Annotated in this window: 15 protein-coding genes and 1 other annotated feature; of the genes, 11 read left to right on the forward strand and 4 right to left on the reverse strand. The window is 41.1% G+C overall.

Annotated features, from left to right (window positions below; genetic code table 11):
* Nucleotides 1–255 precede the first annotated feature (255 nt).
* On the forward strand, nt 256–744 hold the full coding sequence (locus tag A4H00_RS08185) for an EbsA family protein (RefSeq protein ID WP_067089302.1): 489 nt from the start codon (nt 256–258) through the stop codon (nt 742–744).
* Here the strand turns inward: A4H00_RS08185 and A4H00_RS08190 are convergent.
* Nucleotides 736–930 (reverse strand): ferredoxin, encoded by a 195-nt coding sequence (locus tag A4H00_RS08190; protein WP_067089307.1) that lies wholly within the window; start codon nt 928–930, stop codon nt 736–738. The genes A4H00_RS08185 and A4H00_RS08190 overlap by 9 nt on opposite strands.
* Before the next feature lie 49 nt (nt 931–979).
* On the opposite strand from A4H00_RS08190, the gene A4H00_RS08195 reads away from it, so the two are divergent.
* The 6 genes from A4H00_RS08195 (at nt 980) to A4H00_RS08220 (ending at nt 4,190) form a co-directional block, all read left to right on the forward strand.
* A complete protein-coding gene (locus A4H00_RS08195; RefSeq protein ID WP_067089310.1) occupies nt 980–1,486 on the forward strand; it encodes an SAG1386/EF1546 family surface-associated protein in 507 nt (168 codons plus the stop codon).
* Nucleotides 1,487–1,494: 8 nt separating this feature from the next.
* The gene (gene cmk / locus A4H00_RS08200) at nt 1,495–2,172 is read left to right on the forward strand and encodes a (d)CMP kinase (RefSeq protein ID WP_067089315.1); all 678 of its coding nucleotides are present in this window, start codon (nt 1,495–1,497) and stop codon (nt 2,170–2,172) included.
* A 26-nt stretch (nt 2,173–2,198) separates the two neighbouring features.
* Nucleotides 2,199–2,330, forward strand: a sequence feature (ribosomal protein L20 leader region).
* A 15-nt stretch (nt 2,331–2,345) separates the two neighbouring features.
* Nucleotides 2,346–2,876: a translation initiation factor IF-3 gene (infC, locus tag A4H00_RS08205; RefSeq protein ID WP_067089320.1), complete on the forward strand. Its 531-nt coding sequence runs from the start codon at nt 2,346–2,348 to the stop codon at nt 2,874–2,876.
* 26 nt (nt 2,877–2,902) lie between these two features.
* Nucleotides 2,903–3,103 carry a 50S ribosomal protein L35 gene (rpmI, locus tag A4H00_RS08210; protein WP_003025048.1) on the forward strand — a complete coding sequence of 67 codons (201 nt, stop codon included), beginning with the start codon at nt 2,903–2,905 and terminating at the stop codon, nt 3,101–3,103.
* Nucleotides 3,104–3,146: 43 nt separating this feature from the next.
* Complete coding sequence (gene rplT, locus A4H00_RS08215) at nt 3,147–3,506, forward strand: 50S ribosomal protein L20 (RefSeq protein WP_000124834.1); 360 nt, start codon at nt 3,147–3,149, stop codon at nt 3,504–3,506.
* Nucleotides 3,507–3,560: 54 nt separating this feature from the next.
* Entirely contained in the window at nt 3,561–4,190 is a 630-nt protein-coding gene (locus tag A4H00_RS08220) for an HAD family hydrolase (RefSeq protein WP_082815619.1), read from the forward strand.
* Between the two features lie 97 nt (nt 4,191–4,287).
* On the opposite strand, the gene A4H00_RS08225 is transcribed toward A4H00_RS08220, so the two are convergent.
* A complete protein-coding gene (locus A4H00_RS08225) occupies nt 4,288–5,292 on the reverse strand; it encodes a lactonase family protein (RefSeq protein ID WP_067089328.1) in 1,005 nt (334 codons plus the stop codon).
* Nucleotides 5,293–5,434: 142 nt separating this feature from the next.
* On the opposite strand from A4H00_RS08225, the gene A4H00_RS08230 reads away from it, so the two are divergent.
* The 4 genes from A4H00_RS08230 (at nt 5,435) to A4H00_RS08245 (ending at nt 9,311) form a co-directional block, all read left to right on the forward strand.
* A complete protein-coding gene (locus A4H00_RS08230; RefSeq protein WP_067089332.1) occupies nt 5,435–6,607 on the forward strand; it encodes an AI-2E family transporter in 1,173 nt (390 codons plus the stop codon).
* Nucleotides 6,597–7,826, forward strand: a complete 1,230-nt coding sequence (locus A4H00_RS08235) for a tetratricopeptide repeat protein (RefSeq protein ID WP_067089336.1) — start codon at nt 6,597–6,599, stop codon at nt 7,824–7,826. The genes A4H00_RS08230 and A4H00_RS08235 overlap by 11 nt, the downstream gene beginning before the upstream one ends.
* A gap of 3 nt (nt 7,827–7,829) precedes the next feature.
* Complete coding sequence (gene budA / locus A4H00_RS08240) at nt 7,830–8,546, forward strand: acetolactate decarboxylase (RefSeq protein WP_067089339.1); 717 nt, start codon at nt 7,830–7,832, stop codon at nt 8,544–8,546.
* Nucleotides 8,547–8,669: 123 nt separating this feature from the next.
* Nucleotides 8,670–9,311, forward strand: a complete 642-nt coding sequence (locus tag A4H00_RS08245; protein ID WP_067089344.1) for a DJ-1/PfpI family protein — start codon at nt 8,670–8,672, stop codon at nt 9,309–9,311.
* A 481-nt stretch (nt 9,312–9,792) separates the two neighbouring features.
* Here the strand turns inward: A4H00_RS08245 and A4H00_RS08250 are convergent, their stop codons facing one another.
* Both A4H00_RS08250 and A4H00_RS08255 read right to left on the reverse strand, forming a co-directional pair.
* A complete protein-coding gene (locus A4H00_RS08250) occupies nt 9,793–10,263 on the reverse strand; it encodes an 8-oxo-dGTP diphosphatase (protein ID WP_067089348.1) in 471 nt (156 codons plus the stop codon).
* A 29-nt stretch (nt 10,264–10,292) separates the two neighbouring features.
* The gene (locus A4H00_RS08255) at nt 10,293–11,942 is read right to left on the reverse strand and encodes an Rqc2 family fibronectin-binding protein (protein ID WP_067089351.1); all 1,650 of its coding nucleotides are present in this window, start codon (nt 11,940–11,942) and stop codon (nt 10,293–10,295) included.
* Between the last annotated feature and the right edge of the window lie 419 nt (nt 11,943–12,361).

Consider the following 12,361-nt stretch of genomic DNA (forward strand, 5'->3'; position numbering starts at 1 on the left):
TTAGAGTAGCAGCTAATGTAGTTGTATGAAGAATCTACTTGGATTTTAGAATAGGTATATGCAAAGGGAGTGAAGCTGAAATTGATTTTGTAATCCTAGGGTTGACTAGGTTTGTAGAGTGTTGATTTATTGACGTTTTATACACCTAGTCAACTAATACATCAAACTGATTAAACTATAAAATTTATTGGTTTTGGTGCTTTTTGCCCAGTCTCTTTTTTAATTTTATGGTATACTATATAGTAGGAGGGCGATATGATTAAGATATTTGGTCGTGTAAGATATCATTGGCAACCAGAGTTATCCTGGTCGATTATTTATTGGTCATTGACGATTACTCCGGCATTTATTGCCTTGTCCCTTGTACTTGAGCGGGCTCGTATTTCAAACACCATTATTCAATTATTTTTACTGGTGATTATCATGTTTGGCATTGGTTGGCACCGCTATTTTGTTATTGATGACGAGTACTTAAAAATTGCGTCAGCTAATCCGATTACATCAAAAAAAATACAGATCGCAACCATTTCTAAAATAGAGGTGACGTATCTGTTCATTAAGATATTTTCGGATGATATGCCAAGTGGGCAGGTATACTATATTCGTAAGTGGCCTAAAAAATACTTTATCAATGCTTTGGCCTTAAATACTCACTTTCAAGGTGAAATTGTTTTAACGGATCATCTTGTTACTCAGGATTATTTTGAGGAGTATTATGCAGAGCATACGCGAAAGTCAGTCTGATGTGATGGCTTTGGTGGGGCAGGATTTGACTGCTTGGAGAATAGCTGGTTCATCAGGATAAATGGCGCTGTCTTCATCGGTATGAGCAAGGAGGACAATTCCTTCATCGTCATAGTCAAATATGTCAGAATAGGTTTGGCATAGACCACAGGCGATACATTTTTCTGGATATAGTTTTATTTTCATAGTATTATTGTAATGAGATTTTATAAAAAAAACAAGGAGAAAGATTGATATGTCACAAGAACCATGGAACGAAGAAATTTATGAAGGTGCAGATGAGAGCAGAAGAAGTCGCTCGAGTCGAGGAAAGTCAAATTCGATGTTCTTCACGATTTTAGGAATTGTATTTGTGATTATTGTTTTGCTGATTACGGTGATTGGCATCTACCTCTCTAGTGGAGGAAGCAAGACAGATTCTACAAAAGAGTTTTACAATACTAGCAGTCAGAGTAAGGCAGATGGATCTGCAACTAGCACAAGCAGTTCAAGCTCAACAAGTTCATCATCGACCTCAAGCTCTACGTCGACAGAAGAGTCAACGGAGCAGTCGTCAACTACTTCAAGTTCTAGCGCAACTGAGGGAACTACTTTATCCGTTCAAGCTGGTGAAGGAGAGGCTTCAATTGCGGAGCGCGCAGGAATTTCAATTGCTGAACTAGAGCGCTTGAACCCAGATAAGTTGACTGGTCCTGGTGGCACTTGGTGGGCAAACCCAGGTGATATTGTAAAAATTAAATAAGAGGAATTATGAAATCAATTCAAATCGCCATAGATGGCCCTGCTTCAAGTGGAAAAAGCACCGTTGCAAAGATTATCGCAAAAGCCTTTGATTATACTTATTTGGATACAGGAGCGATGTATCGTGCAGTTACTTACTTAGCTCTCCGTCACCAATTAACCCAAGAAGATACAGCAGAAATTCTTTCTTTGTTGGAGGAGTATCCGATTGCTTTTGGACGAAATAAAGCTGGGGAGCAGCTGGTATTTGTCGGAGATGTTGATGTTACACATGCTATTCGAGAAAATGATGTCACCAATAACGTTTCTTGGGTATCTGCTCTTGCCCCAATTCGTAAGAAATTGGTTGATTTGCAACGCAAGATTGCCGCTCAAGGTGGCATTGTGATGGATGGTCGTGATATTGGGACTGTTGTCCTTCCAGAAGCAGAATTAAAAATCTTCTTAATTGCTTCAGTAGAGGAAAGAGCCTTACGCCGCTTTAGGGAAAATCAGGAAAAAGGTATTCCGACTGATCTAGAACGCTTGAAAGAAGAAATCGCTCTTCGAGATCATAAAGATAGTACGAGAGCTGTCTCCCCTCTGAAAGCGGCAGATGATGCCATTACATTTGATACGACAGGGGTGTCGATTGAGGGTGTGGTTGAATTTATTTCAGAAAAAGCAAAAGAAATTCTTGACAAGTAGAACAGATGATGCTATACTATATGCATTGGGAAAAGCAGAAGTGAGAACTTCTCGCCTTGCGACTAACGTTGTCTGGCTCTACGTATTAAGTTTTCTTCGGAAAGATAATGATGTAGTGACGGACTTGTATGTTAGCAAGTCCGTTTCACTTTTCTCGAAAAAATTAAAATGAGGTGAAAGCCATAGCAAAGCAAGATTTGTTCATCAATGATGAAATTCGTGTGCGTGAAGTTCGTCTTATCGGTCTCGAGGGTGAACAGTTAGGAATTAAACAACTCAACGAAGCCCAAGCGATAGCTGATAGTGCTAACGTTGATTTAGTGTTGATTCAACCGCAAGCTAAACCACCTGTTGCGAAAATTATGGACTATGGTAAGTTCAAATTTGAGTATCAGAAAAAACAAAAAGAGCAACGCAAAAAACAAAGCGTTGTGACGGTCAAGGAAGTACGTCTTAGTCCGACTATTGATAAGGGAGACTTTGATACAAAACTTCGTAATGCCCGTAAATTCCTTGAAAAAGGAAATAAAGTGAAAGTATCAATCCGTTTTAAAGGACGGATGATTACTCACAAGGAAGTTGGGGCAAAAGTCTTGGCAGAATTTGCTGAAGCAACGCAAGATATTGCGATTATTGAGCAAAGAGCTAAGATGGATGGACGTCAGATGTTCATGCAGCTTGCACCAGCTTCAGAGAAAAAATAGGCTTACTAAGCAAAAGGAGAATTAAAATGCCAAAACAAAAAACTCACCGCGCATCAGCTAAACGTTTCAAACGTACAGGTTCTGGTGGATTGAAACGCTTCCGCGCTTATACTTCACACCGTTTCCACGGAAAAACTAAAAAACAACGTCGTCACCTTCGCAAAGCAGCAATGGTACATTCAGGTGACTTCAAACGTATCAAAGCAATGCTTACAGGACTTAAATAAGTCGAACTACTAGAAATTAGAGAATTATTCGGAGGAAAATTAAATGGCACGTGTTAAAGGTGGCGTTGTATCACGCAAACGCCGTAAACGTATTTTAAAATTAGCTAAAGGTTACTATGGTGCAAAACACATCTTGTTCCGTACTGCAAAAGAACAAGTAATGAACTCTTACTACTATGCATACCGTGACCGTCGTCAGAAAAAACGTGATTTCCGTAAATTGTGGATCACTCGTATCAACGCGGCAGCTCGCATGAATGGTTTGTCATACTCACAATTGATGCATGGTTTGAAATTGGCTGAAATTGAAGTAAACCGTAAAATGTTGGCTGACCTTGCTGTAAATGACGCAGCTGCTTTCACAGCACTTGCAGATGCAGCAAAAGCTAAACTCGGTAAATAATGAAAAAGGATGGGAGGAATCTCATCTTTTTTTGCGGAAATAGGAGGAAGACAGATGATCCGCTGGATATTTTTTGATGTAGGGTCGACTTTGGTAGATGAAACAGTCTCTTATCAGCGATTTGCAAATGAGTGTGCACTGGTTTTACGAGATCATGGAAAGCAGGTGTCTGCGGCAGAATTTTTAGAAAAAATGAAAGAGATGGCAGCACTTGGAGAAGCCCCTATCAGAAGTGCCTGGTCTTGGTATGGTTTGCCAGCCAGTCTACGTCCTAGATGGAAGCATGTGGATGAGATACTCTATCCAGATGTCATTCCGACTTTGAACTATCTTAGCCAGTTCTATCACTTGGGGATTATTGCTAATCAAGGACGAGGCTTAGAGGAGCGATTGGAAGCATTTGGGATTCGTCATTTCTTTGATATCATTGTCTGTTCGGAAGAAGTTGGTTACAAAAAACCTGACCGAGCGATTTTTGATGTTGCTTTAAAACAAGTTGCGACTCCAGCAGAAGAATGTATCTACATCGGAGATCGTATGGACAATGATATTCTGCCCGCAAAGGCAGCTGGAATGCGAACGATACATCTTTTACAAGGAATGGGTCCACATGACTGTCCAAATACAACACTAGAAAGTGATGTCACCATTCAGCAGTTGAGTGAGTTGGATAAACTACTATAAAAATAAAGCTGGAGCAAAAAGCAGCCAGCCTTATTTTATGGTTTAGACAGTTGGATTGGGGAAAGTGATTTATACTTACAGACTGTCCCTGTTTTCCTTATGCAAATGTGACAGCAACGGCTTCTGGTACGATAAAATCAGAAGATAGGTTGGTTAGTTTTCCAGTTTCACTATCGCGATGAAAGATACTAACATTATCGGAATCTTGGTGGGCGACAATGATGAAACGATTGTCAGGACTCAAGATAAAATCACGTGGTGTTTTGCCAAGACTTGGTACGATTTCAACCAACTCAAGGCTAGCATCGCCAAGCACCTTGTAAACAGCAATCGAATCATGTCCACGGTTGGATCCGTAAAGGAATTTTCCATCAGATGAGAGGCGGATGGCTGCTGTCCCATTAAAGTCTGTGTAGTCACTCGGCAAGGTGGAAATGGTCTGCATAAGCTCAAATTCTCCCAGTCCGTCATAGATGAGGACTTCAATGGTGGAGTTCAATTCACAGATCAGATAGGCAATCTTCGCTGTTGGATGGAAGGTAATGTGACGTGGACCAGCTCCTGGTGTTGCCTGATATCGGGCGAGAGGGGCAAGCTTACCTTGGTCAGAGACGGTGTAGGTGACGACTTCGTCTAGTCCTAAATCGCAGGTAACGAGATAATTGTCAGGAGTCAAATCAGCGAAATGAACGTGAGCACTAGCTTGGTTTGGGTGTGGCTCAGAACCCTCGTGTTGTTGGCAATCGGCTAATGCGAGTCCGCCGTTTTCTAAGCGTTTATAGACAAGCACTTGTCCTTTATGGTAGTTGGCGCCGTAGACAAGCTGACGCTTATCATCTACAGATACATAGCAGTGGGGGGCGCCTTCTTCAACTGCATGATTGATGAGTCCCAAGTTTGGTGTAAATGCAGCCAATCCTCCTTGGGAATCTTCGGCACCAACTGTGTAGAGAAAGTGATCGTTTGAAAAGGCTAGATAGGTCGGATTTGGCTCAGACGCAATTAAGCGGCGATTACTTAATTCTCCTGTTTCTGCATTAAAATCTACAGCGTAGATCCCCTCAGAAGCTCGTTTTGTGTAAGTTCCAAAATAAAGTGTCATCATTCATTCCTCACATTTCATATTCTAGTATGTCAAATTATACCATATTTTTAAAAGAAAGTCCCTCCAATCCATGATTTCTAACACACGAAAATAGGGGATACGTGGTATAATAGAGAAAAATACATGAAAGAGGTGCACTATGGACGAACAGAAGCAAAAGTTTTCAACTTCTTGGTTTTTTAAATGGTTTGTCAACAATCAGGCTGTGACATTTTTCCTCGTTACCCTGTTGGTTTTACTAACCATTTTGGTTTTGACAAAGATTAGTTTTATTTTTAGCCCAATTGGTAGTTTCCTAGAAATTATTCTCCTTCCGATGTTGTTGACAGGATTGCTCTATTATTTGCTCAATCCCATTGTTGATATCTTGGAGAAATACAAGGTATCACGAACAGTTGCGATTGGGATTCTCTTTGTCATAATCGCCTTTCTCTTGGTCTGGGGCTTGGCTGTTGCCATTCCAAGTATCCAGAAACAGGTAGTGAGTTTTGCTAGGAATCTTCCAGTCTATATTCAAGACATTGAGTCACAGGTGACAGCCCTATTACAGGATGATCGGTTTGAGCAGTTTCGACCAACGGCATTGGACATGTTAGAAAATGTCAACAGCCATATTATTTCCTTTGCGCAAAAGTTATCATCTAGTGCGGTTGATTGGGCCAAGGAATTGATTAGTGCAACCTCACAAGTAGTTGTAGCGGTCTTGATTATGCCCTTTATTCTCTTTTACCTCTTGCGGGACGGGCAACACCTCAAGGCCCATATTACCAAATATTTGCCGACCAAATGGCGGACATCAATCGGCAATGTCTTGACGGATGTCAACAGTCAATTGTCTAATTATGTACGTGGTCAAGTGACAGTTGCAGCTATTGTTGCCTTGATGTTTTCGATTATGTTTACCGTTATTGGACTGAGCTATCCGATTACTTTGGGAATCGTAGCCGGTTTCTTAAACTTAATTCCTTATCTGGGATCTTTTCTTGCCATGATTCCTGCACTTATCCTTGGAGCTATTGCAGGGCCTTTCATGCTGATTAAGGTGGTCATCGTCTTTGCGGTGGAGCAGACAATTGAGGGACGGTTTGTAACGCCACTGATTATTGGTAGTTCATTGAACATTCATCCGATTACCATTTTATTTGTCCTCTTAACGGCTGGTCAGATGTTTGGTGTCGGAGGTGTCTTGCTAGGAATCCCAATTTATGCCTCTATCAAGGTTATCTTGAAAGCAATCTTTGAATGGTATAAGGAGTATAGTGATTTGTATGAACCAGAAACAGAAGTAATTGAGGAAATGAATGACAAATAGTGAAAAAATGCTCGTCTGCCTTGAGCAGCAAGACTTACCAAAGGCCATGAAATATTTTCAACGTGCCTTAGAGACAGATGAGGATGAGTTGCTGTTGGAGTTAGCAGCCTATCTGGAAAGTATTGGTTTTTTACCACAGGCAAAAGAGATTTATCTACATTTGCAAGCGGCTTATCCTGAATTAGCCATTCAGCTAGCTCAAATTGCTAATGAAGATGGCTTGGTAGAAGAAGCCTTTGGCTATTTGGAGACGATTGACAGGACTAGTCCTTCTTATGTAGAGGCCTTGCTTGTAAAGGCAGATTTATACCAATCAGAAGGTCTTGCTGATGTGGCAAGAGAAAAACTCTTGGAAGCTAGTCAGTTATCAGCTGATCCGGTCATTTTATTTGGACTGGCAGAGTTAGATATGGAATTACAAGAGTATAAAGAAGCGATTCAGTACTATGCCCAACTGGACAATCGTGAAATCTATGACTGGACAGGTGTATCGACTTACCAGCGGATTGGTCTTGCCTATGCTAGTCTTGGAAAGTTTGAAGTAGCGATTGACTACTTGGAAAAGGCAGTCGAGTTAGCCTATGATGACCAGACAGTTTTTGAGTTGGCTACGTTATTGTTAGACCGTGAGGATTATCAGAAATCTGCACTTTATTTCAAACAGCTTGATACCATGAATCCAGAATTTGAAGGCTACGAATATGCGTATGCCCAAGCCCTTCATGGAGAGCATAAGTTGGCAGAAGCAAGAGAAATGGTTGCAAAAGCTCTAGCCAAAAACGAATATGACCCAACTCTTCTTTTATTAGCTTCTCAGTATGCTTATGAGGACCACGATGTGCAGGCGGCGGAAGCCTATCTCTTACAGGCTAAGACAGATAGTGAGGATGAAAATGAAGTAGTTCTTCGCTTGACCAACCTTTATTTGGAGCAAGAACGCTATGAGGAAGCTGTCAGTCTGTACTCGGAAGAATTGGACCATGTCCTAGCCATTTGGAATATTGCAAAAGCCTATCAAGCCTTAGAAAGAGATGACGAAGCGCTTGCCCTCTTTGAGCAATTAGAGCAGGACTTGGCTGAAAATCCTGAATTTTTAGCAGATTACGTTGAGCTTTTGCGGCAGATTGGTCAGTTAGACAAGGCGAAACACATGGCAGGCCGTTATCTTCAGTTGGTACCAGATGACTTGGTCATGCAGGAATTTTATAATCAGGGATAAGGAATGGAAGCAAATAAATTATTTCAGTATAATACACTAGGTGCCTTAATGGCAGGTCTGTACGGCGGTTCTTTGACTGTTGGAGAATTGCTAGAACACGGTGATTTGGGGCTTGGAACGCTAGATTCCATTGACGGAGAATTGATTGTACTGGACGGAAAAGCCTATCAAGCCAAAGGTTCTGGGAATCAGCCAGAAGTGGTCGAAGTGTCGCATGATGTCAAGGTGCCTTATGCAGCGGTGATTTTTCATCAAGCAGAAGTAATCTTTAAGCAACGTTTTGAAATGACTGACCAGGAATTACAGGCACGAATCGAATCCTACTATGACGGTGAAAATCTTTTTCGCTCGATAAAAATCCGTGGGCATTTTTCAAAAATGCATGTCCGAATGATTCCCAAATCTTCTTCAGATATGAAATTTGCAGATGTCGCAACGCATCAACCAGAATACACCGCAGAAGATATTTCAGGAACGATTGTTGGGATTTGGACACCTGAAATTTTTCATGGGGTGAGCGTAGCAGGTTATCATCTGCACTTTATCTCAGATGACCACAGCTTTGGTGGACATGTCATGGACTATGTCATCAGCCAAGGTTTTGTAGAAGTAGGGGCGGTCGATCAGCTAGACCAACGCTTTCCTGTCCAAGATCGCCAATTCCTCTTTGCTAAATTTAATGCCAAAGAAGTACGTGAAGATATTGACAAGGCGGAGTAATTATTTTACACTTATTTTAGTTTAGGCTACTGAAATAGGTATTTTTGTCAGAATTAACAGCGTTTGCATAAAGTGATATGCTAAATTTGTTATAACATAATGCTTTTCCTAGGAGGTGTTCGTATGAAAATTGGATTGTGCCTCTATGACCAATGTTCTATTCAAGAAATCAGTTTGTTGATTTCCATACTGTCCTTAGATTTTGGTCAGAAAATTGATTATCTAGCAAGTGAACAAGCGGTCGTTCAGAGTGAGGAAGGGCTCTTGGTCATGCCGACACATTCTTTTGATGAAGTCAATCCTTTGGACTACGATTGTCTGATGTTAACAGGAACCATGAATCCTCTGAAAAGTCTTTATGATGAGCGCTTGATTGGATTTTTGAGAGAAATTGATACGGGAAAAAACTTACTCGCAGCGATCTCATCATCTGTCATGTTTATTGCAAAAGCAGGGATTCTGAAGGGGAAAGACTATACGGGCGGCTTATTTATGGACTTTGTCCATCATTTTGATTTTCTTGATGAAGAGCATTTCAAGCCATGTCCAGTATTGGTGTCAGATGGGGTCATTACAGGTATGGCGTTTGGTACACGGAAATTTGCGATTGCTGTTCTTCGTGGTCTCGGTTTCGAAGTACCAGATACATGTGGAATCTTACCAGAAGATGACTATACTGAGGAAGAACTGCGATTTTACTTTTCTCCAGAAATATGGCAGGAAGTTTTAGCAGATATTCAGCGATATGAAGCAAAAAGAGGTTAAAAACCTCTTTTTTGTATAAGTATTTGCAACTCTCATACAGAAAGCGTATAATCAAATTGTAAGCACCACCTACGGAGATGTATGGCTAAGGAAGGGTAAATAATGATGAGAGAAAATAAATTATTTTGGAGGGTATGTTTTGTATTTCTAGTGGGAATCCTTTCTGTTTTGATAATACCTCTATTATTCAAGATTATCTTCAGCTAGTTTTCTTAGTGTTACATGATTGCCTACTATATCGTAATGGTGGATTCAATATAAATTGATCCACCATTTTGTATGTTTAAATTCTAATGAAGACTTAATTTATTATTTTAGTTCATTGAAAAACCTCTTTGAGAAGAAATACTCTATTTGGAGGAAATCTATTGGTGTCTGAGAGCCTTCTAAAGTTGAGAGGGCTATATAGAAAAAAACTAGAGGTGAAACTAGAGGGCTTAGAGAGCGAGTATACCCGACTTAAAAAGAAAAATATATCTTTTTAATCATACAATTTTTCTTCCGTATGAGAAATACAGCTCTTTTCCTCGTCCCAGTAGTGGATACGCTCAAAGGAGCCTTTGCGCCAGTAGAGGGGCAGTCGTTCACGAATATCATCTTGCATGTCCAGATGGTCAAGTTGGTCAATCGACCACCACTTGGGTGTCCCTTCAGGCGATTCGCTCAAGACCTCGCCCTCAAAATCCTCACAGAGAAAGTCGTAGTAGACATAGCGCTCATTTCCGATAGGATTGGTAAAGCCAGAGATACCTTTTAGCTGTAAGTTGAGAACGGTAAGACCCGTTTCCTCCTTGACTTCACGCACGGCCGCTTCAAAGAAACTTTCTGGGAATTCAACCTTGCCCCCTGGCTGAATCCAGCCCTTAAAATCATCATGTTGGCGGTCCAATAGCAGAATTTGATTGCCTTTTTTGATACATACATTGACATAATTTTTAATGGTTTCGCGCATTTTGCCCTCCTTTCTGTCGTGAGGAGAAGTTATTGTTTCATGGCTTTAATCTTGGCTTCATCAGGTGTGACACGGAGCGTCTTTTGACCACGATAGGTCACAAATCCCGGCTTTCCACCAGTTGGCTTGTGCAATTTTTTGGCCTCAATCATATCGACTTGGACTAGATTGGAGTAGCGAGATTTGGAGAAATAGGCTGCCAATTCTGCCGCATCTGTCTTAACTTCGTCACTTGGGTTAAGGTTATCCGTGATAATGACATGACTTCCTGGGATGTCTTTGGCATGGAACCACAATTCGCCTTTTTTTGCCAGTTTAAAGGTCAATTCATCATTTTGGAGATTATTTTTTCCAACGAGAATAATCGTTTTTCCGTCTGTTGCTAGATAGCGCTCTGGTTTTTGGCGCTTGGCGATTTTCTCCCTATGTCGGCGTTTGAGATAGCCGGTTTCAATCAATTCTTCTCTAATTTCGTCAATTTCAGAGAGGCTGGCCTGTCCCAGCATGGTGTCAACACTTTCTAAGTAGGTAATGCTAGCCTTGGTTTCTGCAATCAGATTGGTTAAGTGTTTGACAGCTTCCTTTAATTTCTGGTATTTCTTGAAATAACGTTGGGCATTTTGACTCGGAGTGAGCGCAAGGTCTAGTTCAATCTCCAATGGTTCATTGGTATAATAATTGTCGAGGGTCACACTAGCTTGGTCATTGGGAACTTGGTGCAGGTAGGTTGTCAGCAATTCTCCTTTTTGGCGAACCAGTTCAGCCGTTTCAGTATCGAGGAGTTCTTGTTCTTGCTTGCCTAATTTTTTGCGGTTCTTGTCCAATTCGCTAGCGACTCGTTTGATCAATTCCTGAGCTTGTTGGGCAACACGGTCTCGCTCCGCCTTATCCTGATAATAAAAGTCAAGGAGTTCTGATAGGCTGGCAAATTCTTCCTGACTATCTGCAAAAGGAACAGCAGCGTATGATTTAGCCGTTACGTTAGGCTGGCAGGTTTGGGCAAAAAAACTGCGGAAATTTTTGAGTTTATCCGTGAGCAGTCGTTCAGACAAGGCTGTTGCAGTATCTCGTCCTAAACCTTGGAAAAGACGTTGAAGGTGCTTGGGAGCGAGGTCTTCTGTACTTAAGATTTCAAATAATTTTTCATCCTTGATCGTAAAGGGATTGTGAGCATTGGTCTCAGGTGGACGAACATAGCTTGAACCTGGTAGAATTGTCCGATAAGAATTTTGTGAGAAGCCGATGTGCTTAATCGCTTCAATGATTCGCTCTTCGGTCTTGTCAATCAGAATGATGTTGCTGTGCTTGCCCATGATTTCAACAATCAAACTGACCTTGATATGGTCTCCGATTTCGTCCTTGTTTGATACGACAAATTCCAAGATGCGGTCATTTTCCCATTGGTGAATGGACTCGATGATTGCTCCTTGTAGGTATTTCCGTAGAATCATGGTAAAGGTGTTGGGGACTTTGGGATTGGTGAATTCTGTCTTGGTCAGTTGGGCGCGGCCAAATACTGAATGAGCAGATAAAAGGAGTTTATGGCTAGCTCGATTGCTCCGGATGTGGAGGACAATTTCTTGCTCAAAAGGCTGGTTAATTTTTTGAATTCGTCCGCCCTCCAGTGCCGTTCGCAATTCCTCTGTCATGTGGTGTAAAAAAAATCCGTCAAAAGACATGGTTATTCCTCATATTTCTAGTTAGTAGTGGTGTTCGTGTTCCCTTTCTTTGCTTCCCAATTATACCATTTTTTAAAAATTTTACAAAAACCTATTGACAAATAAAATGAGAAATTTTATAATGTTTACTAATCAGAAGAAGTAGTAAATGAGAAGTTTTCAGGGAGCTTGTGGTGATTGTGAACAAGTAGCGGACATTTATGAAATGGGCTGAGGATATAGATGAATTCAAAACAATGAGAATTCGGTTGGCACCCCTTACCGTGCACCTCCTTGTTAGAGGAGATGGAGATATGGAAGGATTCTAGACACTTCCATAAGTGAGGTGGCACCGTGTCATTGACGCCCTCGCATGCAGTTTTTGTATGCGGGGGCTTTTTCATATAGTCTTACTAAAATAAGGCTAATAGGAGGGATTT

The organism is Streptococcus marmotae (genome assembly GCF_001623565.1).
Taxonomy (GTDB): Bacteria; Bacillota; Bacilli; order Lactobacillales; family Streptococcaceae; genus Streptococcus; species Streptococcus marmotae.

Excerpts from the sequence above, each read along its gene's own strand:
- A4H00_RS08230 (WP_067089332.1), top strand. The coding sequence starts at position 5,435 with ATGGACGAACAGAAGCAAAAGTTTTCAACTTCTTGGTTTTTTAAATGG.
- A4H00_RS08190 (WP_067089307.1), bottom strand. The coding sequence starts at position 930 with ATGAAAATAAAACTATATCCAGAAAAATGTATCGCCTGTGGTCTATGC.
- cmk (WP_067089315.1), top strand. The coding sequence starts at position 1,495 with ATGAAATCAATTCAAATCGCCATAGATGGCCCTGCTTCAAGTGGAAAA.
- A4H00_RS08250 (WP_067089348.1), bottom strand. The coding sequence starts at position 10,263 with ATGCGCGAAACCATTAAAAATTATGTCAATGTATGTATCAAAAAAGGC.
- A4H00_RS08225 (WP_067089328.1), bottom strand. The coding sequence starts at position 5,292 with ATGACACTTTATTTTGGAACTTACACAAAACGAGCTTCTGAGGGGATC.
- A4H00_RS08185 (WP_067089302.1), top strand. The coding sequence starts at position 256 with ATGATTAAGATATTTGGTCGTGTAAGATATCATTGGCAACCAGAGTTA.
- budA (WP_067089339.1), top strand. The coding sequence starts at position 7,830 with ATGGAAGCAAATAAATTATTTCAGTATAATACACTAGGTGCCTTAATG.
- A4H00_RS08220 (WP_082815619.1), top strand. The coding sequence starts at position 3,561 with ATGATCCGCTGGATATTTTTTGATGTAGGGTCGACTTTGGTAGATGAA.
- A4H00_RS08255 (WP_067089351.1), bottom strand. The coding sequence starts at position 11,942 with ATGTCTTTTGACGGATTTTTTTTACACCACATGACAGAGGAATTGCGA.
- A4H00_RS08245 (WP_067089344.1), top strand. The coding sequence starts at position 8,670 with ATGAAAATTGGATTGTGCCTCTATGACCAATGTTCTATTCAAGAAATC.
- A4H00_RS08195 (WP_067089310.1), top strand. The coding sequence starts at position 980 with ATGTCACAAGAACCATGGAACGAAGAAATTTATGAAGGTGCAGATGAG.
- A4H00_RS08235 (WP_067089336.1), top strand. The coding sequence starts at position 6,597 with ATGACAAATAGTGAAAAAATGCTCGTCTGCCTTGAGCAGCAAGACTTA.
- rpmI (WP_003025048.1), top strand. The coding sequence starts at position 2,903 with ATGCCAAAACAAAAAACTCACCGCGCATCAGCTAAACGTTTCAAACGT.
- rplT (WP_000124834.1), top strand. The coding sequence starts at position 3,147 with ATGGCACGTGTTAAAGGTGGCGTTGTATCACGCAAACGCCGTAAACGT.